The 21,813-nt window shown below is 57.9% G+C and carries 24 protein-coding genes and 1 tRNA gene; 6 read left to right on the top strand and 19 right to left on the bottom strand.

Annotation, left to right across the window (positions count from 1 at the left end):
- Window positions 1–133 precede the first annotated feature (133 nt).
- The 4 genes from ACOYXH_RS05795 to ACOYXH_RS05780 form a co-directional block, all read right to left on the bottom strand.
- A complete protein-coding gene (locus ACOYXH_RS05795) occupies window positions 134–301 on the bottom strand; it encodes a hypothetical protein (RefSeq protein ID WP_007914082.1) in 168 nt (55 codons plus the stop codon).
- A gap of 121 nt (window positions 302–422) precedes the next feature.
- Complete coding sequence (locus ACOYXH_RS05790; protein WP_007914081.1) at window positions 423–842, bottom strand: YMGG-like glycine zipper-containing protein; 420 nt, start codon at window positions 840–842, stop codon at window positions 423–425.
- A gap of 137 nt (window positions 843–979) precedes the next feature.
- Window positions 980–1,351, bottom strand: a complete 372-nt coding sequence (locus ACOYXH_RS05785) for a glycine zipper domain-containing protein (RefSeq protein ID WP_007914079.1) — start codon at window positions 1,349–1,351, stop codon at window positions 980–982.
- A gap of 324 nt (window positions 1,352–1,675) precedes the next feature.
- A complete protein-coding gene (locus ACOYXH_RS05780; RefSeq protein WP_095050941.1) occupies window positions 1,676–1,864 on the bottom strand; it encodes a hypothetical protein in 189 nt (62 codons plus the stop codon).
- Window positions 1,865–2,104: 240 nt separating this feature from the next.
- On the opposite strand from ACOYXH_RS05780, the gene ACOYXH_RS05775 reads away from it, so the two are divergent.
- Window positions 2,105–2,389 (top strand): hypothetical protein, encoded by a 285-nt coding sequence (locus ACOYXH_RS05775; RefSeq protein WP_095050937.1) that lies wholly within the window; start codon window positions 2,105–2,107, stop codon window positions 2,387–2,389.
- A 61-nt stretch (window positions 2,390–2,450) separates the two neighbouring features.
- Here ACOYXH_RS05775 and ACOYXH_RS05770 read toward each other — a convergent pair whose 3' ends face one another.
- Both ACOYXH_RS05770 and ACOYXH_RS05765 read right to left on the bottom strand, forming a co-directional pair.
- The gene (locus ACOYXH_RS05770) at window positions 2,451–2,771 is read right to left on the bottom strand and encodes a YbjQ family protein (RefSeq protein ID WP_099758444.1); all 321 of its coding nucleotides are present in this window, start codon (window positions 2,769–2,771) and stop codon (window positions 2,451–2,453) included.
- Between the two features lie 143 nt (window positions 2,772–2,914).
- Window positions 2,915–3,004: transfer RNA gene (locus ACOYXH_RS05765), tRNA-Ser, on the bottom strand.
- A 295-nt stretch (window positions 3,005–3,299) separates the two neighbouring features.
- On the opposite strand from ACOYXH_RS05765, the gene ACOYXH_RS05760 reads away from it, so the two are divergent.
- The 3 genes from ACOYXH_RS05760 (at window position 3,300) to ACOYXH_RS05750 (ending at window position 6,031) form a co-directional block, all read left to right on the top strand.
- A complete protein-coding gene (locus tag ACOYXH_RS05760) occupies window positions 3,300–3,989 on the top strand; it encodes a crotonase/enoyl-CoA hydratase family protein (protein ID WP_093441795.1) in 690 nt (229 codons plus the stop codon).
- 213 nt (window positions 3,990–4,202) lie between these two features.
- Window positions 4,203–4,925, top strand: a complete 723-nt coding sequence (locus tag ACOYXH_RS05755; protein ID WP_220558372.1) for a lysophospholipid acyltransferase family protein — start codon at window positions 4,203–4,205, stop codon at window positions 4,923–4,925.
- A 134-nt stretch (window positions 4,926–5,059) separates the two neighbouring features.
- Window positions 5,060–6,031, top strand: a complete 972-nt coding sequence (locus ACOYXH_RS05750) for a magnesium and cobalt transport protein CorA (RefSeq protein ID WP_095050935.1) — start codon at window positions 5,060–5,062, stop codon at window positions 6,029–6,031.
- A gap of 108 nt (window positions 6,032–6,139) precedes the next feature.
- Here the strand turns inward: ACOYXH_RS05750 and ACOYXH_RS05745 are convergent, their stop codons facing one another.
- From ACOYXH_RS05745 to ACOYXH_RS05735, 3 genes are all read right to left on the bottom strand, one after another.
- On the bottom strand, window positions 6,140–6,862 hold the full coding sequence (locus ACOYXH_RS05745) for an amidotransferase (protein WP_095050934.1): 723 nt from the start codon (window positions 6,860–6,862) through the stop codon (window positions 6,140–6,142).
- Window positions 6,863–6,954: 92 nt separating this feature from the next.
- Window positions 6,955–9,099 (bottom strand): 3-hydroxyacyl-CoA dehydrogenase NAD-binding domain-containing protein, encoded by a 2,145-nt coding sequence (locus tag ACOYXH_RS05740; RefSeq protein WP_460410366.1) that lies wholly within the window; start codon window positions 9,097–9,099, stop codon window positions 6,955–6,957.
- Between the two features lie 24 nt (window positions 9,100–9,123).
- On the bottom strand, window positions 9,124–10,329 hold the full coding sequence (locus ACOYXH_RS05735; RefSeq protein WP_095124925.1) for an acetyl-CoA C-acetyltransferase: 1,206 nt from the start codon (window positions 10,327–10,329) through the stop codon (window positions 9,124–9,126).
- A gap of 585 nt (window positions 10,330–10,914) precedes the next feature.
- Between ACOYXH_RS05735 and ACOYXH_RS05730 the strand changes: the two genes are divergently transcribed.
- Window positions 10,915–11,736, top strand: coding sequence for a c-type cytochrome (locus tag ACOYXH_RS05730; RefSeq protein WP_460410858.1), 822 nt, complete (start codon window positions 10,915–10,917; stop codon window positions 11,734–11,736).
- Between the two features lie 118 nt (window positions 11,737–11,854).
- On the opposite strand, the gene ACOYXH_RS05725 is transcribed toward ACOYXH_RS05730, so the two are convergent.
- From ACOYXH_RS05725 to ACOYXH_RS05680, 10 genes are all read right to left on the bottom strand, one after another.
- Window positions 11,855–12,658: a transglutaminase family protein gene (locus ACOYXH_RS05725; protein ID WP_320414082.1), complete on the bottom strand. Its 804-nt coding sequence runs from the start codon at window positions 12,656–12,658 to the stop codon at window positions 11,855–11,857.
- Window positions 12,655–13,605: an alpha-E domain-containing protein gene (locus ACOYXH_RS05720; RefSeq protein ID WP_016982907.1), complete on the bottom strand. Its 951-nt coding sequence runs from the start codon at window positions 13,603–13,605 to the stop codon at window positions 12,655–12,657. The genes ACOYXH_RS05725 and ACOYXH_RS05720 overlap by 4 nt, the downstream gene beginning before the upstream one ends.
- Window positions 13,606–13,617: 12 nt before the next feature.
- A complete protein-coding gene (locus ACOYXH_RS05715) occupies window positions 13,618–15,027 on the bottom strand; it encodes a circularly permuted type 2 ATP-grasp protein (protein WP_007914061.1) in 1,410 nt (469 codons plus the stop codon).
- Window positions 15,028–15,514: 487 nt separating this feature from the next.
- The gene (locus ACOYXH_RS05710; protein WP_093441760.1) at window positions 15,515–15,862 is read right to left on the bottom strand and encodes a ribonuclease E inhibitor RraB; all 348 of its coding nucleotides are present in this window, start codon (window positions 15,860–15,862) and stop codon (window positions 15,515–15,517) included.
- Between the two features lie 209 nt (window positions 15,863–16,071).
- Window positions 16,072–16,305: a hypothetical protein gene (locus ACOYXH_RS05705; RefSeq protein WP_007914057.1), complete on the bottom strand. Its 234-nt coding sequence runs from the start codon at window positions 16,303–16,305 to the stop codon at window positions 16,072–16,074.
- Window positions 16,306–16,525: 220 nt separating this feature from the next.
- Entirely contained in the window at window positions 16,526–17,401 is an 876-nt protein-coding gene (gene speE, locus ACOYXH_RS05700) for a polyamine aminopropyltransferase (RefSeq protein ID WP_016982904.1), read from the bottom strand.
- 222 nt (window positions 17,402–17,623) lie between these two features.
- Window positions 17,624–17,815 (bottom strand): PLDc N-terminal domain-containing protein, encoded by a 192-nt coding sequence (locus ACOYXH_RS05695; protein WP_007914053.1) that lies wholly within the window; start codon window positions 17,813–17,815, stop codon window positions 17,624–17,626.
- 71 nt (window positions 17,816–17,886) lie between these two features.
- On the bottom strand, window positions 17,887–18,417 hold the full coding sequence (locus ACOYXH_RS05690) for a hypothetical protein (RefSeq protein WP_460410365.1): 531 nt from the start codon (window positions 18,415–18,417) through the stop codon (window positions 17,887–17,889).
- A gap of 166 nt (window positions 18,418–18,583) precedes the next feature.
- The gene (locus ACOYXH_RS05685) at window positions 18,584–19,102 is read right to left on the bottom strand and encodes an ankyrin repeat domain-containing protein (RefSeq protein ID WP_095050929.1); all 519 of its coding nucleotides are present in this window, start codon (window positions 19,100–19,102) and stop codon (window positions 18,584–18,586) included.
- Window positions 19,103–19,199: 97 nt separating this feature from the next.
- Window positions 19,200–21,038 carry a long-chain-acyl-CoA synthetase gene (locus ACOYXH_RS05680; protein WP_095050928.1) on the bottom strand — a complete coding sequence of 613 codons (1,839 nt, stop codon included), beginning with the start codon at window positions 21,036–21,038 and terminating at the stop codon, window positions 19,200–19,202.
- Window positions 21,039–21,428: 390 nt separating this feature from the next.
- Here ACOYXH_RS05680 and ACOYXH_RS05675 point away from each other — a divergent pair, with 390 nt between their 5' ends.
- Complete coding sequence (locus ACOYXH_RS05675) at window positions 21,429–21,707, top strand: DUF3509 domain-containing protein (RefSeq protein ID WP_008080936.1); 279 nt, start codon at window positions 21,429–21,431, stop codon at window positions 21,705–21,707.
- Window positions 21,708–21,813 lie beyond the last annotated feature (106 nt).

Below are 21,813 nucleotides of genomic sequence, written 5' to 3'. Positions count from 1 at the left end.
CTATACCTAGACTCGCTCACCAGATCAATGACTGGTGGGCAGCCATTTTTAGTCACTAACAAATTTGTAGGACCTCTAGAACTCAGGCCCTTAAAATCCGGATTCAGACGCTCAGATCTTCTCAAACATCCGATCACTGCTCATCCTCATCCTCTTCATACTCCATATCCGCCTCATCCGAATCATTCAACGGCACCGTCGCATCATCCATCAACGATCCCGGGTCCTCATTCCCCGGGTCATTGATAAATGGCAGTCCACTCGAACCTTTCTCTTCCTTGCCTTCGGTTTCAGGAGTCATGGCAACCTCGTCATTTCAGGGAGTGTATGACGTTCGAAAAGCCCTACAGCCAATCGTTCCAGAGTCTGACGAGCAAATACAAAAAACCCGGCAAAATGCCGGGTTTCCGTTTAACCCACCATCAATGATGGCGGTTTTTATGTTTGTTCTTGTGTTTGTGGCCACCACCCGAATGAGAGCCACCATCGTCACCCAGGTTATTACCGACCGCACCACCCGCCGCGCCGCCCAAACCTGCGCCAATGGTCGAACCCGTTGAGCCGCCGAGGCTGTTGCCGACAACCGAACCGCCCGCCGCGCCGAGACCACCACCAATGGCCGCTTCAGTTCGATTACGTTTATTCGCCCCGACGGCACTCCCGGCCGCGCCACCAACACCCGCACCTACCGCCGCGCCAGTACTGCCACCGAGTTGTCCACCGACCACATTGCCGAGCGCGCCGCCCAAGCCGCCACCCACAGCGGCGGTGCCATCACCAGCGGCCATCGCCCCTTGTGCTACCAGCAAACCGAAAAACAGTGCAGATAATGACAAGCGCATATGAACCTCACAGTTCCCGAAGTGGGACAGTCCGCCCAGACATGGGCCTATGTGAGATTGGAGACGCAAACGAGAAAAACGTTCAGCCATGAAAAAGCCCGACATCGAGCCGGGCTTTTTCTGACAAGGGATTAGTCTCAGTGACGCTTGTGACCTTTGGACAAGTTACTGCCCACTGCGCCGCCCGCCGCACCGCCCAGGCCTGCACCAATGGTCGCACCGGTCTTGCCGCCCAGGCTGTTGCCGATCACCGAACCACCCGCTGCGCCAACACCGCCGCCAATCGCCGCTTTGGTCCGGCTCCCCTTGCGCGCCGCCACTGCGCTGCCCGCCGCGCCTGCTACGCCAGCACCGATTGCCGCGCCAGTGCTGCCGCCCATTTTCTGGCCGACGACATTACCCAGTGCGCCACCCAGACCACCGCCCAGCGCCGCGGTGCCATCACCGGCAGCCATTGCACCTTGAGCAACCAGAAGCCCCAGAACCAGAGCAGGCAGTGTTAAACGCATGACGAAAACCTCAAAAATTGGGATGACAAAAAGGGCCGGGATTTAATGCCGTCGCCGCGCAAAAGTCCAGCCGAAATCAGAGGCTTCGCGTACTCGGCGCCGATTGGACAGCGATTCTGCAAAAGGTTTTATGACAGGCAAAAAAAAGCCCGCTGGGGAGACGGGCTGGAGACTTGCTTTCTAACGGATGGCTTCACCCTACCGCGGTAGACGTGAAAAGTTTGTGAAAGCCCCCCGCATTTGCCACCGAAGTGCGTAGGACATTTCTCTCACTCAATCAGCCATAAAAAACCCCGTTCAATGACGGGGTTATGCAGTGACAGATTATTTTCTGGATCGCGCGCTGACCTTGGGTAGAAATTTTGCCTTCGGTCCTTTCGGTGCTGTGGATTTGATCTTGCCGGTCTGCACCCGGTCCTCGCCAAAGCCTGACTGGTACTCGGTCTGACCGCACCGTACACAGTTATTGAAGGAAAATTCAGCGCCATCGTCTTCGATATACGGATCAGTCATACCATCGCCCCTTCGCCACCGGTCGACACCGGCAAAAACCCATTCGCCTGAAAAAATATCGACCTCCAACGCTTTTGAGACTAGCTGGTCATTCCTGGACTTGTTATTCAGATCTCCTGATGCCCGACGAATGGCCTACAAAAACTCAACGCGATGAAGTGCCATTGGTCCTGCACCGCTAAAGAATTGCAGAGACAGGCCGTTGACCTTTTTCATACAAATGAATCTCAAGGAGAGAACATGCAAATCAACGGATTCCCCAATATGCCTGTCGTAAAACTCACGGACGAACAGATCGCAGCCGGCAAGGCTGGCGCTGAAAAACTCAAGGAAAAGATCGCTTCCGGTGAAATCACCATCAAGTCTCCGGGTCCGGATACACCGGTTCTGCAACCAGGGGTCATTTACCATCCCAGCAAGCCAGTCGAACCCAACCCACCTTCTGATACACCCCCTCTGGTCGCCATTGATACACCACTGACCTATGACGAAAGAGGCACCGTGATCCTCAAGCCACAAGGCTGATTGCACCGCAAGATTGAGCCCATTCAACCTCTGAATGGGCTTACACACCCGTTAAACAAACTCAGCGCAACTTCACCGCTGTACCCGTCGCAAACACCACAACCATCCCGCCCTTCCCGCCGGGCATACTGATCTCAAAGTCCACCCCGACCACCGCATCCGCCTGCAAAGCACGCGCCCTCTCCCTGATTTCTTCGGTCGCCTGAATACGCGCCTCCTTCAAAGCGCGCTCCAGCGTCTGCGAGCGGCCGCCAAAAAAGTCGCGCATACCAGCGAACATGTCACGGATCACATTGACGCCCTGCACCGATTCGGCACTGACGATATCCAGGTAGGCCGCGATCTGCCGGCCTTCAATGGCGTGAGTGGTGGAAATGATCATGGAATGTCGTCCCTATATGGATGAATAAATCCGCAATTGTAATCGCTCAAGACGAACTTCAAGCCGTAGCCAATAAAATCCAGACGCCAGAAACCACAAAACCCCTGACTTCTTTCGAAATCAGGGGTTTTGTGTACTAAATGTGGCGGTGAAGGAGAGATTCGAACTCTCGATACAGTTTCCTGTATACACACTTTCCAGGCGTGCTCCTTAAGCCACTCGGACACTTCACCGTATCTCTTCAAACATGTTCTGTCTGTCGAGGCGCGCTAATGTAGTCGAAAGCTTTTCCGATGGCAAACTTTTTTTCAGAATTTTCATGCGGTTAAGAGAAAAAGTCGTTTTGCTCGCTGGTAAGCCATGGCAAACCGGCCAATCTTCGGTGGGCGTGGCCCTTCTATATAGAAGCAGAGCGCCTCGCCACGCTGGATGGGCCGTGAAACGGTGACTGGCGAGTCAGTCACGGCGCTTTACCTGGCCTGCGGCGGTGGGTAACGTCTGCCCATCTTTCTTACAAGGAATAGCGTCATGAGTGAGTTGATTTCCTACCACCTCGAAGACGGTATCGCGACCCTGACCTTGAGCAACGGCAAGGTCAATGCCATTTCTCCGGACGTGATTGCGGCATTCAACGCGGCGCTGGATCAGGCGGTGACTGATCGTGCCATCGTGATCATCACCGGTCAGCCAGGGATTCTGTCCGGCGGCTATGACCTGAAAGTCATGACCGCCGGCCCTAAGGAAGCCGTATCGCTGGTAACCGCGGGTTCGACCTTGGCGCGTCGCCTGCTCTCTCACCCGTTCCCGGTCATCGTCGCATGCCCAGGTCACGCGGTGGCGAAAGGCGCTTTCATTCTGTTGTCTGCTGATTACCGCATCGGTGTCGATGGCCCGTTCAGCATCGGTTTGAACGAAGTGCAGATCGGCATGACAATGCATAACGCAGGTATCGAGTTGGCGCGTGATCGTCTGCGTCGCTCGGCGTTCCACCGCTCGGTGATCAACGGCGAGATGTTCGATCCGAAAAGCGCCGTGGATGCCGGCTTCCTCGACAAGGTGGTTGCCGCCGAAGAGCTGCAAGGTGCCGCCCTCGCCGCTGCGCGTCAGTTGAAGAAGATCAACATGCTCGCGCACAAGAACACCAAGTTGAAGGTGCGTAAAGCGCTGCTGGAAGCTCTGGATAACGCGATCATCCAGGATCAGGAGCATCTGGGCTAAGCCCGGCTGATGCGCAAAAGAAGCCCGACCGTCGTGTCGGGCTTTTTCTTGCACGCATGGTTTAAAAGTCTGCGACCGCTCTAGGACAGGTCTGACCCTCCATTCTGAAACATGCGCTTAAACATCGGCTATCTCCGCACTCTATAGCGGCAATTGCCGAAAACAGTGCACATCCGTACACTGCGCCACCTTTTGTCCCGGTGGGGCCTGAAAATGCTGTTCGTGTTTCGTATGTTATTGATGGGCCTGCACTTTATTCTGGCCGGCGTGCTCGGGGTGATTCTCGGGATCTGCCGCCCGTTCAATCCGGACAACAGCCGTCTGTGCGCCCGCCTCTATGCGCTACCAGCGATGTGTATTTTGCGTTTACGGGTGAAATCCGATGTCAGCGGTTTGCTGAACAAACCCGATAGCTGCGTGATCATCGCCAACCACCAGTCCAACTATGACCTGTTCGTGTTCGGAAACGTCGTGCCGCGCCGTACCGTGTGCATCGGCAAGAAGAGCCTCAAGTGGGTGCCACTGTTCGGGCAACTGTTCTGGCTGGCCGGCAATGTGTTGATCGACCGTGGCAATGCGCACAAGGCGCGTCAATCGATGCTCACCACCACCAACACCCTGCAGAACAAAGACACCTCGATCTGGGTGTTCCCGGAAGGCACACGCAACCTCGGCGAAGAATTGCTGCCCTTCAAGAAAGGTGCGTTCCAGATGGCAATTGCCGCTGGTGTACCGATCGTTCCGGTTTGCGTCAGCAGTTACATCAAGCACATGCGTCTGAATCGCTGGCGCAGCGGGAAAATCCTCATACGCTCGTTGCCGGCGATTCCTACAGCCGGATTGACCATGGACGACATGCCCATGCTCATCAATCAGTGTCGCGAGCAGATGCGCGAGTGCATTGAATCGATGGATCGGCAACTGCAAGCTGCCTGAAAAGACAACCCGCCCTGTGCGGGTTTTCTTTTACCCGGTGAACTGTACAGATTTCACTGACTCTCAAGCAGCGACACGGCTAAGCTGAAGCCTTGAATTCCCTGCCACCTGCCAAGAAGAAGTGAATCACCACCATGGGTCGAGTTGTTGCTGCTGCGGTGTACAGCGCAGGCAAGAAAGTCACCAATATTACCCTCGACGAAGGCGCTGCCTGGGCTGCGAAAACCGGTCACTTTGTGTGGATCGGTCTGGAAGAGCCGGACGCTCAAGAGCTGTCCAACCTGCAACGTCAGTTCAACCTGCACGAACTGGCCATTGAAGACGCCCTGGAAAAACACAGTCGACCGAAGCTCGAAACCTTTGGCGACGCTTTGTTTATCGTCACCTACTCCCCCATCCGCGAGAACGGCGTTCTGCAATTTATCGAGACGCACATCTTTGCGGGCAAGGGCTACATCATCACCGCGCGTAATGGCCACTCGGCGTCCTACGCCCATGTACGCCAACGTTGTGAGGCACGTCCACTGCTGCTGGAGCACGGGGAAGATTTCGTACTTTATGCGTTGCTCGATTTTGTCATCGAGAACTATCAGCCAGTCGGCGAAGCGATCCATGCCGAGATCGATGAGCTGGAGCGCAACGTGTTGTGCAGCGCGTTGAATGAGCATGACATTCAGAGGCTGCATGGCTTGCGCCGCGATGTCGTACGCCTGCGTCGGTACGCGGCGCCGATGGTGGAGATTGGCGAGGAACTGCAGAAGCTGAGTTTCCCGTTTATCGACAAGAACATGCGCCCGTACTTCCGTGATGTGCAGATTCACGTCACGCGGCAAATGGAAGACCTGACCACCCTGGCCGACATTGCCAGCCAGACCATCGAGATTGGTGTGTTGCTCGAGGCATCACGGCAAAGCGTGGTGCAACGCAAGTTTGCTGCCTGGGCGGCGATTCTGGCGTTTCCGACGGCGGTTGCGGGGATTTACGGGATGAATTTCCAGAACATGCCGGAGTTGAGCTGGCACTACGGCTATTTCGGTGTGCTGGGGTTTATTACGGTGGGGTGTGTGAGTTTGTGGGCAAGTTTCAAGAAGTCTGGTTGGTTGTAGAGCAAACCGAGTTGTCTGGAACATTCGCGAGCAGGCTCGCTCCCACATTGATCGGTGGCGCACCGGAAATCCAATGTGGGCGCGAGCCTGCTCGCGAAGCTTTTGGCCTTAGACAGTTTCTGGTTTGTGCGCCACAAAACGCATCATCCACTCCGCAACCGTAGCGCCATGGTGTTCCTGCTCCAGGCTCGCCACACCTTTGCTGTAGATTTGCGAACCCAGCGCTTCCTGACGCAGATCCAGCAGCGCCCGCGAATAATCATGGATGAACTCCGGGTGCCCCTGGAAGCACAGCACCTGATCGTTGATGTGATACGCCGCAAACGGGCAGAAATCACTCGAAGCAATGACGGTGGCGTTTTCCGGTAGCGCAGTGACCTGATCCTGGTGACTGATCAGTAGCGTCAGCTCTTCGCGTACCGGGTTCATCCACGGCGCCTTGGCCGCGAGTTTGTAGTTGTGGGTACCGACACCCCAACCCTGGGTCGCGCGCTCGCTCTTGCCGCCGAGCAGCAGCGCCAGCAGTTGATGGCCGAAGCACACGCCGAGCAGTTTGTCGCCGCGCTCGTAGCGGCTCAGCAGGTATTCCTTGAGGGTTTGAATCCACGGGTCAGTGCCGAACGAATCGGCCTTGCTGCCGGTGACCAGGTACGCGTCGAAGGTCTGGTCGTCGCTTGGGTATTCGCCCTGCATCACGTTGTAGACGGTGAACTCGGCGGCAATCGGTTGCTGTGAGAACAGGCGCTGGAACATCTGCCCGTAACCCTGATATTGATCGACCAGTTCTGGACGCAGGATGTCGGTTTCCAGAATGCAGATGCGTAGCGACATAAAAAATACCTGACACGTGATGGGAATAATGAACACCCCAGAGCCTGCCTTGAAACCCCCTGGCGTGGCAAGCCCCGGAATGCGCGTTGTCCTTAGAACATTTCACCTTTTGCCGCTTTGTCCAGCAGCAGCGCGGGCGGTGCGAAACGCTCGCCATACTGCTCAGCCAGATACTGCGCGCGGGCGACGAAATCTTTCACTCCGTATTGGTTGATGAACTGCAACGCACCGCCGGTCCACGGCGCAAAACCGATACCGAAGATCGAGCCGACGTTGGCATCCGCCGTCGAGGTCAGCACGCCCTCTTCCACACAACGCACCGTTTCAATGGCCTGCACGAACAACAGCCGATCACGCACGTCTTTAGGCGAAATCTGCCCGTCGGGCTTCTCGAAGCGCGGCTTCAGCTCGGGCCACAAATGTTTCTGCGCGCCGACCGGATAATCATAGAAGCCGCCACCCGCCGCTTTGCCCGAACGCTTGTACTCGTGAAGCAGCAAGTCAATCACGGCGAAGGCCGGGTGTTCAATCAGCGGTTTCCCTTCTGCCTGTAGGTCCTTGGCGGTTTGCTGACGGATATGGCTCATCAGGCTGAGGGAAACTTCGTCAGAGATCGCCAGAGGCCCGACCGGCATCCCGGCCTTGCGCGCTTCGGTCTCGATCATCGGCGCGCTCACGCCTTCGCCGAGCATGGCGATACCTTCGTTGGTGAAGGTGCCGAAGACGCGTGAAGTAAAGAAGCCGCGACTATCGTTGACGACGATCGGGGTTTTCTTTATTTGCAGGACGAAATCAAAACCTCGGGCAAGCGTTTCATCGGTGGTCTGTGCACCTTTGATGATTTCCACCAGCGGCATTTTTTCCACCGGACTGAAGAAATGCAGGCCGATGAATTTGCCAGGATCAGGCACAGCCTTTGCCAGCCCGGTAATAGGCAACGTCGATGTATTCGAAGCGATGACCGCTTCGGCGCCGACAACTTGCTGGGCGGCAGAGGAAACCCTGGCCTTGAGATCGCGATCCTCAAACACCGCTTCGATGATCAGATCGCAACCCGCGAGATCCGCATCACTTTCGGATGGGGTGATCCGCGCCAACACCTCATCACGCTTCAAAGCATCCATCTGCCCACGGGCGACTTTCTTGTCCAGCAACGCCGCAGAATGTGCTTTGCCTTTCTCGGCGGCAACCAGATTGACATCCTTAAGCACCACTTCAATGCCCGCCGAAGCACTGACAAAGGCAATACCCGCGCCCATCATCCCTGCGCCAAGCACGCCGACCTTACGCGTGACATACGGCGCAAAACCCTGCGGCCGCGAACCACCAGCATTGATCTCGTTGAGTTGAAACCAGAACGTGCCAATCAGGTTTTTCGAGATCTGCCCGGTGGTCAGTTCGGTGAAGTAACGGGTTTCGATCAAGTGCGCGGTGTCGAAATCGACCTGAGCGCCCTCGACTACCGCGCAGAGGATTTTCTCCGGCGCCGGCATTGTCCCTTGGGTCTTGCTACGCAGAATCGACGGCGCAATCGCCAGCATCTGCGCGACTTTCGGATTCGACGGCGTACCGCCCGGAATCTGATAACCCTTCACATCCCAGCGCTGCACTGCCGTCGGATTGGCAACGATCCAGGCGCGCGCCTTGGCCAGCAATTCATCGCGATCCGCCGCCAGCTCATCAATCAAACCCGCCTGCAACGCCTGTTGCGAACGCACTTTCCTGCCTTCGAGTAAATACGGCAGCGCTTTTTCGATGCCAAGCATACGCACCATGCGCACCACCCCGCCGCCGCCCGGCAACAGGCCGAGAGTTACTTCCGGCAGACCGAGTTGCACTGATGCATCGTCCAGCGCCACGCGGTGGTGACAGGCGAGGCAGATTTCCCAACCGCCACCCAGCGCCGCGCCGTTGATCGCCGCGACCACCGGTTTGCCGAGGGTCTCTAGGGTGCGTAACTGCGCTTTGAGGGTCAGCACCATGTCGTAGAAGGCTTTGGCTTCGGGCTTGCCGATCTTGATCAGCTCCTTAAGGTCGCCGCCGGCAAAGAAGGTTTTCTTCGCCGAGGTGATGATGACCCCGGCAATCTGGTCTTTTTCAGTCACTAGACGGGCAACGCAAGCGGCCATGGCCTCGCGGTAAACGGCGTTCATGGTGTTGGCGCTCTGGCCCGGCATGTCGATGGTCAGCACGACGATCGCGTCCTGGCCTTTTTCGTAACGAATGGCTTCGCTCATAACAAGGTTCCTTGAATTCGGGGCTCAGAGGCGTTCGATGATGGTGGCAATGCCCATGCCGCCGCCGACGCACAGCGTCGCCAGGCCATAGCGCAGACGCCGCGCTTCCAGCTCATCGAGCAAGGTGCCGAGGATCGCGCAACCGGTCGCGCCCAGCGGGTGGCCCATAGCGATGGAACCGCCGTTGACGTTGACCTTGTCCGGGTCGACCGCCATGTCCTTGATGAACTTCAGCACCACCGAGGCAAACGCTTCGTTGACCTCGAACAGGTCGATGTCTTCAACGCGCAGCCCGGCCTTCGCCAGTGCCTTGCGCGTTGCCGGCGCCGGGCCGGTGAGCATGATGGTCGGATCGGTGCTGGTGACCGCCGTGGCGACAATGCGCGCCCGAGGTTGAAGGCCCAGCGCACGCCCCTTGGATTCGGAGCCGATCAGCATCAGTGCTGCACCGTCGACGATCCCTGAGCTGTTGCCCGGGGTGTGCACGTGATTGATGCGTTCGACATGGCTGTAGACCCGCAGCGCCGTGGCGTCAAAACCCATCTGGCCGATCATTTCGAAACTCGGCTTGAGCTTGCCCAAGCCTTCCAGAGTCGACTCGGCACGAATGAACTCATCGTGATCGAGCAGAATGATGCCGTTCTGGTCCTGCACCGGCACCAGCGACTTGTTGAACGAGCCGTCAGCCCGGGCCCGCGCGGCCTTCTGTTGCGAGTGCAGCGCATAGGCATCGACGTCCTGACGGCTGAAGCCTTCCAGCGTGGCGATAAGGTCCGCGCCAACACCTTGCGGAGTGAAATGACTGTGCAGGTTGGTTTGCGGGTCCAGCGCCCAGGCGCCACCGTCGCTGCCCATCGGCACCCGCGACATCGACTCGACGCCACCGACCACCACCAGGTCTTCGAAGCCCGAACGCACTTTCATTGCGCCAAGGTTGACCGCTTCGAGTCCCGAGGCGCAGAAACGGTTGATCTGCACACCCGCGACACTGACGTCCCAATCGGCCACTTGCACTGCGGTTTTGGCGATGTCCGAGCCCTGATCGCCAATCGGCGTCACGCAGCCAATGACCACGTCATCGACCTGACTGGTGTCCAGCGCGGTGCGCGCTTGCAGCGCGGCCAGCAGACCGGCCAGCAGATTCACCGGTTTGACGCTGTGCAGGGCGCCATCGGCCTTGCCTCTGCCACGGGGCGTGCGTAACGCATCGAATATCAAAGCTTGGGTCATGACGTCCTCGAACCTGTGCGGGGAGTGATTGCTTGTGACTCCACTCTTGACCCGTGCGGCCATGGATTCAATGACCACAGCGCTCAATGCGGTTGACGCACACGCTCAGACGGACGGTCATCGGCAGCTGGGTGAACCGGTTCAGGTCGGCGAGTTGTCTAGCCAGCGGCCGGCAAAGAAGCTGGCAATAAGCCTCATGCCTTTTTTATCGCATCTGGCAAGCATTCCATATGAAATGGATCTAAGCCAAGCGTGACGCGGCCCCTAATGTAGAACATGTACGTCAGGGTCGTCGGGTTTTGCCGAGGCAGACGTTCTTCAACAGGAAGTGCAGCGCTTGCCGTCATGGATATGCAGGCAGGCATCAGGAAATAACAATAAAGGCGGTCAAGCCATGTTCAAACAACCGAAAGTTCGTCAAGCAGGGCTCATTCTTTTCGCCACGACGCTGTTGTTGATTTTGCCGAATCTGACCAAGGTCATCGGCTGAGTCGAGCGGCAGGCGCTGTTCATCGCCACTGAAAATGTGACTGGCCCGCTACCCGGGCCAGCGTGGCTGTGCCAACCTTGGCGCACTCTCACGACATGGACGGCGATCATTTGAAAGCGCTCATTGTGTTCGGGGCCATGCTGCTGAGCATGCCCTTGTCTGCCGCCCAGTTGGATCTGCAACTGGGCGCAAGCAGCCGCACCTGGCAGACCGAGGAATTGCTCAAGCATCCTCAAGTGCAAACCCTGACGATCAAAAACGATGTGTCCTACAAGAAGGACATGACTTATCGCGCCGTGCCTGTGGCCGCATTACTGACAGGGATCAAACCGCAGGATCACCTGCAAGCGGTGGCACTGGACGGCTTTGCCGCCGAGTTGTCAGCTGCGCCGTTGCTTAATACAACAGGTGCGCGAGCATGGCTGGCCATCGAAGATCCGGCGCAGCCGTGGCCACCGCTGTCGGAAGGCAAGCACAGCGCCGGGCCGTTCTACCTGGTCTGGACCGATCCGCAGGCCGGCAATATCAGCCCGGAGCAGTGGCCGTTCGAAGTCGCGAGCATCAAGCGCATGGCGCCGGTGGCCGAACGCTTCCCTGCCCTGCTGCCGGATCCTGCGTTGAAGGCAGATGACCCGGTGAATCAAGGGTTTGCGCTGTTTCAGAAAAACTGTCTGGCGTGTCACCGGTTGAACGGTGCGGGTGATGCGCAATTCGGGCCGGATCTGAATATTCCGTATAACCCGACCGAGTATTTCGGTGCGGACTTCCTCAAGCGTTACATTCGCGATCCGCAGAGTTTGCGTCAGTGGCCGCAGGCGAAGATGCCGGGGTTTTCGGCGCAGGTTTTGCCGGAGGGGGATTTGCAGATGTTGATCGGGTATTTGCAGCACATGGCTGGACGCAAGGTTAAGCCGTAACGCCATCCCCTGTAGGAGTGAGCCTGCTCGCGATAGCGGTCTGTCAGTTGAAATTTCGGTGTCTGACACTCCGCTATCGCGAGCAGGCTCACTCCTACAGGGGTTTTATGTGAACCCGTTATTGTTGCTGGACAGAGATCACCGGGGTGGGCGACACAGAAACTTTCGCGTGCATCTGCTCACACCCACCACCCCGACGCATGCCGCGCACCGGGCAGGCGTCGAGATAATCGAGGCCCACCGCCAGCTTCAAATGTCGCTCCGGCCGCGCCAGTTCATTGGTCACATCAAAGCTGTACCAGGCGTCATCCAGCCACGCTTCAGCCCAGGCGTGGCTGGCCAGATGCTCGCAATCCTCGCTGTACAGATACCCCGACACATAACGCGACGGAATCCCGAGACTGCGTGCGCAAGCCAGAAACGCGTGAGCATGATCCTGGCAAACACCCGCACGCCCGGCGAAGGCCTCGGCGGCGCTGGTGTCGACCTCGGTGGACCCCGGCGTGTAGGTCATGTGCTGATTCAAGCCGTGCATCAGATCGATCAGCGCTGTGCGATCACGCCGCTGCTTGCAGGATTTCTCAGCGAACGCGCGTAACGCCTCATCCGCCTCGGTCAAACGGGTAAAGCGCAGGAACGGCAGCGCCGACTGGCTCTCATGCTCGGCCTCGCGCAGTTCGTCGATATCGACCTGCCCGCGCGCACCAATGATGATCGCTTCGTGCGGCTCGTCCATGGTCAGCACATGCAGGATATTGCCGAACGGATCGAGTTGCGCACGCACCGGGCGCGGCAGATCGAGCTGCCAGCTCAACACGTGTTGACGTTCGCTATCGTGTGGGGTCAGTCGCAGGTACTGGATGCTCGCCCGCACCTGATCCTCGTAGTGATAGGTGGTCTCGTGGCTTATGGAAAGTCTCATGCAGCCTCCAGGTAGGAACTGTGAATGGCGTTGCCCAACTGGCGCACCAGCGGGATGAATTCGGTCAGCCACGCGTGCAGGCCTTCCTCGAGAATTTCGTTGATGCCGGTGTAGCGCAGGCGCGCGTCCATCTCTGCCGCCAGACGCTGTGCCGGACGGCCATTGGCACCGGGCAGTTGCGCGAGAATCTGATCGATCTCTTCGGTGCAGGCACGCAGTGAACGCGGTACATCGGCACGCAACAGCAACAACTCGGCAACATGCCGGGCGCCGGGCGCATCGCGGTAGATTTCGGTGTAGGCCTCGAATGACGACAAGGCGCGCAGCAAGGCGCTCCACTGGTAGTAGGCGTGGGCCGTACCGTCGCTGACTGCTTCAGCCTGATCGCCAGCCATTTCATAGCGCGCATCGAGCAATCGCAGGGTGTTGTCCGCGCGTTCGATGAACGTACCGAGGCGAATGAAACGAAACGCATCATTACGCATGATCGTGCCGTACGACGCACCACGGAACAGGTGCGAACGTTCCTTGATCCATTCGCAGAAACGGCTCATGCCATAGCGACTGAGGCCCTGTTCGGCGATGCCGCGAATTTCCAGCCACGTCGAATTGATGTTCTCCCACATGTCCGCCGTGATGCGCCCACGCACCGCATGGGCACTGGCCCGCGCCGCGCCGAGGCAGCTGTAAATGCTCGCCGGGTTAGCCGCATCGAGGGCAAAAAAATGCAGCAGACGCTCAGCATGTAGCGCGCCATGGCGCTCGAGGTAATCGTCAAGGGTACCGGTGATCAGCAACGGCATGGCCAATTCGTGCAAACCATCGCCACGACCGTCCTGCGGCATCAGCGACAGCGAATAACTGATGTCGAGCATCCGGGCGAGGTTTTCCGCCCGCTCCAGGTAACGCGACATCCAATACAGATCCGAGGCAGTTCTACTTAACATGGCAAGCTTCCTTCAATCCTCGACCACCCAGGTGTCCTTGGTTCCGCCACCCTGGGAGGAATTCACCACCAAGGAGCCTTCGCGCAGCGCCACACGGGTCAAACCGCCGGGAACCACCCGGGTTTCGCGCCCGGACAAGACAAACGGACGCAAGTCGATATGGCGCGGCGCGATGCCGTTTTCGACAAAGGTCGGACAGGTCGACAGCGACAGCGTCGGTTGCGCGATGTACGCGTGGGGTTTGGCTTTGATCCGTTCGCGGAAAGCATCGATTTCCGCTTTCGTCGATGCCGGCCCGACCAACATTCCGTAACCGCCTGAGCCTTGGGTTTCCTTGACCACCAGATCTGGAAGATTGGCCAGCACATGAGAAAGTTCAGACGGGTTGCGGCATTGCCAGGTCGGTACGTTCTTCAAAATCGGCTCTTCGTCGAGGTAGAACCGGATCATGTCAGTAACGAACGGATACACCGATTTGTCGTCCGCTACGCCGGTGCCGATGGCGTTGGCCAGCACCACGTTGCCCGAGCGATAAGAGGACAGCAGCCCCGGCACACCGAGCATCGAATCGGGATTGAACGCCAGTGGATCGAGAAACGCGTCGTCGAGCCGACGGTAGATAACGTCCACCGCTTTCGGGCCGTCCGTAGTGCGCATGAAAACTTTGTCGTCGCGAACGAACAGATCCGCGCCTTCCACCAACTCCACGCCCATTTCCCGCGCCAGGAATGCGTGCTCGAAGAACGCACTGTTGAAACGCCCCGGCGTCAGCACCACCACGCTCGGGTCATCGATCGGACTTGAGCTTTTCAGGGTGTCGAGCAACAGGTTCGGGTAGTGATCGATCGGGGCAATACGCTGCGCGGCGAACAGCTCCGGGAACAGGCGCATCATCATCTTGCGGTCTTCGAGCATGTAGCTGACGCCGCTCGGTGTACGCAGGTTGTCTTCGAGCACGTAATAAGTGCCGTCGCCGTCGCGCACCAGATCGACGCCGGAGATGTGCGAATAGATATCGCGGTGCAGATCCAGGCCTTGCATCGCCAACTGATATTGCTCGTTGGCCAGCACCTGTTCGGCGGGAATGATCCCGGCCTTGATAATGCGCTGCTCGTGATAGAGGTCGGCGAGGAACATGTTCAACGCCTTGACCCGCTGGATGCACCCGCGCTCGACGATTCGCCATTCACTGGCAGGGATGCTGCGCGGGATGGTGTCGAAAGGAATCAGGCGCTCGGTGCCCTGCTCGTCGCCATAGAGCGTGAACGTGATGCCGGCGCGATGGAACAGCAGATCGGCCTCGCGTCGCCGCTGGGCCAACAGCTCATCCGGCGTATCAGCCAGCCATCGGGCGAACTCCCGATAATGCGGGCGAACCTGGCCGCCGGCATCGTACATCTCATCAAAATAGGTGCGGATCATGCCGTACTCCTTGTCACCCGGACATACAGGCCTTCGCAAGGCCCGTGCCATCGGCATAAACGCTTTGATTTCAATCGGTTGGAAATACACGCCGCAGGCACCGCACCATTCCTGTGCGGCAAATGCCCCAACCGGATTGCCCCCGCTTCATTGCGACGCACTGCATCGCCTATCACCAGCATAGTCAGAGTTGATTTCACTGCCCGGCGCTGCCTGCGGATAATCCGCACATTCGCTGCAAATCTTCACCGGCCCCGGCGCCATGAAGCGGCCAGCTCAACTGATTGGGATCGCCTCGGCGGCCCGCCCCGCTGTAACCCTGACCGGTTTCCTCTCCTTATCGGTCTTCCCTTTTAGCCACCCTCTCCGGTGGCTTTTTTTTGCCTCGGTTTCTTGTTTCAGGGTTTTGCCACAGCGTTTTGCTTATGCCGGAAATGACAACGGCCAACCCGAAGGTCAGCCGTTGCTCAACAAATGAAACCAGAGATCAGTTCAAACGGTGGCGGTTGCGCACCTCCTGCTTCACACCCCAGCCTTCGATAATGCCACCCAGAGGTTCAACCACGGCAGAGAATCCCTGCTCGAAGTCGCCGATATCGTCATATGTCGCGTACATCACTTTGCTCAATTCCAGCGCCCACGCACCGTCATCACGCAGGCTGACCTGGGCATTGATGGATTCACCGCGAAATTTGCCTGCCGCCCTGCGCGCCCGCTCCTCGTCCGGGAAAATTGCGTAGAACTCGATGGGATGGAATCGGGAAAAATCGAAACCGCCTTCTTTCATGCGGCGCAGAACATTGCTGCTGATGTCTTCTTGATAGGCTGTGCTCATGAATCGTCCCCCTCGCATAGATGGATAGACTTTCCGTATTCCCGCCCCGGGCCTCTGGCCAAAGTACGACGGCAACGTGGTTGCACGCGGGAACAAGCATGTAGCTGACAAGACCAGACCTTAGCGATCCGTTCGCTGATCTCGCTTGCAGAGTAGCCCCAAGATAGAGCTGCTGCCAAGGCCTGGTGTTGAAGGTGACAAGAAGTATTTCAGATTGGGGTGATGCTGCGGATTTCGATGCTGTTCTGGGTTTTCAGGCTTTTGACGCCAGCATCGGCGGTGCGCCCTTCCAGATCGTTCAGATCCAGTTCGGCGGCGACGGGCAGGAGCCGTGCCTTGATCAATCGAGCGGCCTCATCGTCGCTGGGGCATTCCGCGCGCTCGAACACCTCATCGACAATTTCACCATGATCGTCCACGAAAGTGACTTTCCACTTTTGCATCGGTGCCTCCTCGATCAAACCCGCAAATGGGCTTACACCTATCTCGACTGTGTACGCCGAAAGTTGGTTCAAAAGGATTACAACGGGCGAAGATGAAAAAAACGACATCGACTGTAGGAGTGAGCCTGCTCGCGATAGCGATTTCTCATCCAACGCTGATGTTGGTAGACAAACCGTAATCGCGAGCAGGCTCACTCCTACAAAGACTTGCAGCGATTATTCAGTCGTTGCTTGGCTTGTTGATCGCCTGCAGCACGTACTGCGGCAAGGCGAACGCACCAATGTGGATTTCCGGGTTGTAGTAGCGGGTGACGATGCCGCTGCCGATGAAGCGCTGTTGCAGGGTTTCACGGCTCAGTTTGCGGTACGCCGGATTGGTCGAGCCCCAGGCGAAAGTCATCGAGCCGCCGATGTAGGTCGGCACGGCTGCCTGGTAGAAGTGCCAGTCCGGGAACAGGCTGTTCAGGCGACCGGCAGTGGTTTTCACTTCGTCAATTTGCATGAACGGCGTGCCGTTCTGGGTCACGAGGATACCGCCCTCGTTCAGGCAGCGATGGCACGCCTGATAGAAGTTCTCCGAGAACAACACTTCGCCCGGGCCGATCGGGTCGGTGGAGTCGGAGATGATCACGTCGAATTTTTCCGTGGTGGTGGCGACGAAACGCATGCCGTCGTCAATCACCAGGTTCAGGCGCGGATCGTCGTAGGCGCCGCTGGAGTGGTTCGGCAGGAACTCTTTGCACATATCGACCACGGTGCCGTCGATCTCGACCATGGTGATGTGCTCGACACCGGCATGCTTGGTCACTTCACGGAGCATGCCGCCGTCACCGCCACCAATGATCAGCACGCGCTTGGCGCTGCCGTGGGCGAGGATTGGCACGTGGGTGAGCATTTCGTGATAGATGAATTCGTCGGCTTCGGTGGTCTGGATCACGCCGTCCAGCGCCATCACCCGGCCCATGCGCGGGTTCTGGAAAATCACCAGGTGCTGGTGTTCGGTGCGCACTTCGTGCAGCAGTTTTTCCATGCGAAAACGCTGGCCGTAGCCTTCGTAGAGGGTTTCCAGGTACTCGCTGGTTTTGGTGACGGTCATGGTCAAGTGCTCCGATGAATGCGCGGGCGCCAATCGTGGGGACGATTGCCCGGGAAAGGCGCGCATTCTACGTTGCCGAAGATGACAGGTCGAACCTCACAACCACAATCCCCCTGTAGGAGCTGCCGAAGGCAGCGATCTTTTGATCTTGTTTTTTACAATCAACATCAAAAGATCGCAGCCTTCGGCAGCTCCCACAGGGGTATTGCGGTGTTAGCTGATTCAGATCCGCACGTTGCCCCGCGGTCCGGCAATCGCCCAGATGATCAGGCCCAGCACTGGCAGGAGGATGATCAGCAGCACCCAGACGATTTTCATCCCGGTGGTGGCGCCGCTTTTCAGCACATTGATGATGGCCCAGATGTCGAGGGCAAGGATGATCAGGCCGATCAGACCGTTGAACGTGGAACCCATGGTGTCGCTCCAGAATAGTGGCATGCACTTTTAGGATAGACGGTCGCGCGCAGGGTTCCCTTTTATTGCGTTCAGACGTGAACGGCGATCTTCAGGGCTTCGAGCGATGGCGCGGCGGCGATACCGACTTCGGCGCACAACTCCAGTACCCGTGGCACGTCGTTGCCGTAGACCAGCACCATTTGCAGTTCGTCGTCGAGCAACTGGCTGAAGTTCATCAGCGTGTAGCCGCCGTTTTCCTTGTTCATGCTGCTCATCTGCACCTGGATGCGGTTGAGCGCGACCAGTGCTTCGGTCTTGGCCAGTTGCTTGGGTTTGAGGTTGAAATCAACGCCCGGGCCAAAGGAGGCAACGATCTGCGCGAACAGGTCAACGTAGGTGTCAGCCTGAAACAGCACGGTTTCCGGCAGGCTGCCGACCACGACCCACTCGCCCAACGCAATCGGGAATGTGTCGTCGTAGTTGATGTCCGGGTTGGCTGCCAGAAAGGCATCGGCATCGGCGTAGGCTTGCGCGGCTTCGTCAGCCACTTTCAAGATCTCGTCCTCGCCCATGCAGCCAGAGCTGATTTTGCTGATGAGTTCGACGAGTGCGGCTTTCATGAGGGCGGATCCTGTGGCGAAGGTGAATTTCGAGGGCGCGGAGGATAGCGCACAAAGCAAAAGATCGCAGCCTTCGGCAGCTCCTACGTTCAGCGCTCATCCACGGAATGGCAGGCCAACGCGTTCAATGTAGGAGCTGCCGCAAGCTGCGATCTTTTGAGGCCCGTCAGGCCAGCAGTTTTTCCAGCTGCGCGGTGGTATCAACCGCCCCCATCGTGCGGGCCGCATCCAGCGCTGTCACGCCATTGGCGTCCTTGGCTTGCGCATTGGCACCCTTGCTGATCAGGTAATCAACGATTTCAACGCGGTTGAACATCGCCGCCATCATCAGCGCCGTACGCCCATCAAACGACGAGCCTTCGATCTCTGCGCCCGCTTCGACCAGCGCCTTGACCACCGGCAGATCGCCTTTGAATGCGGCGCCGGCAATCGGGCTCTGGCCGTTGCCATTGCGCATTTCCGGGTCGGCCTTGTGTTTAAGCAACACCTGCACCGCATCCAGATGGCCGTAATAGCTGGCCAACATCAACAACGTGTCACCCTTGCTGTTCTTCAGGTTGACTGGCAAACCGGCCGTGACCAGGCGATCAAGCATCTCGGCATCACCGTCGCGCGCCTTGTTGAAAACCTGCTCGGTGAATTCGGCAGCTTCTTCAGGGGTCATCTGGCGGCTTTGGTCGGACATGGGGCAACTCCACTTTCGGTCAATCGGAAAGCCGACAGTTTCCCGAGCGAGACGGTGGCTGTCACCCCCTTTTTCTCAAGTCGAGCCATAGCCAGATTCAATAACGATGCTTGCCCTGATGAATTTCCGCCAACACTTCATCGGTGACCCGAACGTAAGTCTGCGTGCCGGGCAGCCATGCGAAGATCGGGTCATCCCCCGTCTGGCCGGGATCGAAGCCTTCGTTCTTGAGTCGGGTTTTCTGGTATTTGAAGGTGCCAGTAGTTTCCATCTTGACCTTCACTCGCAGGAACAACGGCACGGCATAAGCTGGCATGCGCTCCCGGGCAAAAGTCAGCAACTCGGCGAAATCCAGCGTCGCAAGGGATTCCGCTGGCGTGATCGCCGCCATACCGGCGCGGCCGTTGGTATTGCAGATCTCCACGCCATAAGCCACCGCCTCGGAAATATGCGGGTGTTGCAGCAGAAGATTTTCGACTTCGGTGGTCGAGACGTTTTCGCCCTTCCAGCGATAGGTGTCGCCGAGGCGATCGACAAATTGAGCGTGGCCGAAGCCGATGTTGCGTAGCAGGTCGCCGGTGTTGAAAAAACGATCGCCTTTGCTAAACACGTCGTGCAACACGACCTTGGCGGTTTTCTGTGGATCGGTGTAGCCGTCCAATGGAGCTTTTTCATCGATCCGTGCCAGCAAAAGCCCCTGCTCGCCTTTGCCGACCTTGCGCATGAATCCGTCAGGACTGCGGATCGGCTCGCCGCTGTCATGATCGTAGGCGACCAATTCCCAAGCCATCAGGGAGAAACCGATGGTGTTGTCGAAGTTGAGAATGTTGGTGAATCCGATGTTGCCGTCGCTCGCCGCGTACAGCTCACAGATGTGCTCGACGGCAAAACGTGTCTTGAACTCGGCCCAAGCGCCGGGGCGCAAGCCGTTGCCGATCATCTTGCGCACATCGTGACGGCTGTCATCGGCGCTGGCCGGTTGATCGACCAGGTAACGGCACAGCTCGCCGACGTAACCAATGGTGGTTGCACGGTAGCGGCGCACGTCGCTCCAGAACTGACTGGCGCTGAACTTGCGACGGATCGCGAAGCCCGAGGCACCGTTTACCGCCGAACCCCAGCACACGCAAAGACCGGTGGCGTGGTACAGCGGCAAAGTGCAATAGACGACATCGTCTGGACTCATGTTAAGGGCGATCATGCCGAAACTGGCGGAGCTGCGCATCCAGCGCCCATGCTTGAACACCCCGGCCTTGGGCAGGCCGGTGGTGCCGGAGGTATAAATGTAGAAACACGGATCGTCGAAGAAGATCTGCTGGCTGCTCGGCGGATTCTCGCTGGAGGCGTCGGCACTGGCGCTGATCAGGTTGACGTACCCGTCGGGCGCAATGCCCGGATGGCTGTAGGTGTCCTGATCGGCGACAAACCAGGTGCGCGGTGCAGTGATCGCTACTTGATCGCGAATCGCCGCATACGCCGCAAGCAGTTCTTCGCCCACAATAATCGCCACCGGCGCCACCAGATTCACACTGTGGACAAGTGTGTCACGCGTCTGCGAGGTGTTGAGCAGCGCGCTGACCGCGCCGACCTTGGCCAGCGCCAGAATGGTCACCAGCAGTTCCGGGCGGTTTTCGATAAACACCGCGACCACGTCGCCCTTGCCGATGCCCTGCCCGTTCAGATAGTGAGCGATGCGGTTGGCCCACTGGTTGACCTGCGCATAGGTCAGCCGCACATCGCCGTGCAATAACGCCGGCCCCTCGGGATTGCGCAGTGTCGCTTGCTCGAATGTCCAGCCAAGGCCACAGCTTTGGGTCGGATCCGTGACGTTGGCCACCTTCATGCCCTTGACCACCCGCGGGATGGCTTTGGCAATCATCGGCAGTTTGCGGAGCATCATGCCCCAGGTAATCGTGTCGCTTGGCGCGTGACTCATGACAACTCCCCGTTCGACCTTGACGTGCAGGTCGATGTTTTTATTTTTCGGGCTTTGACTTGAAGCAACCGGCGCATTCGAGCACAGGTCGAGGTCGAAAATACGTCAGCGCTTCTCGGGCTGTACACGCGGTTTTTGCAATGTTTTGTATCCGCTGCTCTTTAGCGAGCACAGCGGATCTGCGGATCTGCGATTGGTTCAATCGAATCGATATCGATCCCGCAAAATGCAGGATGCACGATGGCCATTCATGCACTTTGCACGACAACCTGAATTTTCATTATTTTTAACTCTTTGATTTATAACGATTATTTTATTTTCAAATGCTGGCACAATCGCTGCAACCTCCTCTGCATGCTTGCCATTCAAGTGCATACGGAGCTGAAAGACATGAGCCTGATCCAAGAAAAATTTACCTCCCTGTTCTCCAACTTCGACGTCACCACTGCGCCACGTCCCGATGGCGGGATCCTGCTGACCCTGCGCAGCAGCGACGGCAAAGTGTTCAAACGCGCACTGACTTATCAACAACTGCATGCCGGCGACCAACTGTCGTGGGCGATCAGTGCAATTCGTCGTGACCTGGCAGAACAAGCCAGTGAGTTGCCGCAAATTGCCATGCTGCAGAGCCAGCAGCGTTTTGCTCTGCCGACATATCACTCGCTGTAATTTTTAAAGCGCATTAAACAAAACAGGCCGTGGAGCTTTCGCTTCACGGCCTGTTTTTTGTGGCTTATGCAAAACCTGTGGGAGCGAGCCTGCTCGCGAATAGGGT

The sequence above is a fragment of the Pseudomonas sp. Mb7 genome (assembly GCF_054790525.1).
The sequence above is the reverse complement of the archived record's forward strand: the minus strand, read 5'-3'. Positions and strand labels throughout refer to the sequence as shown.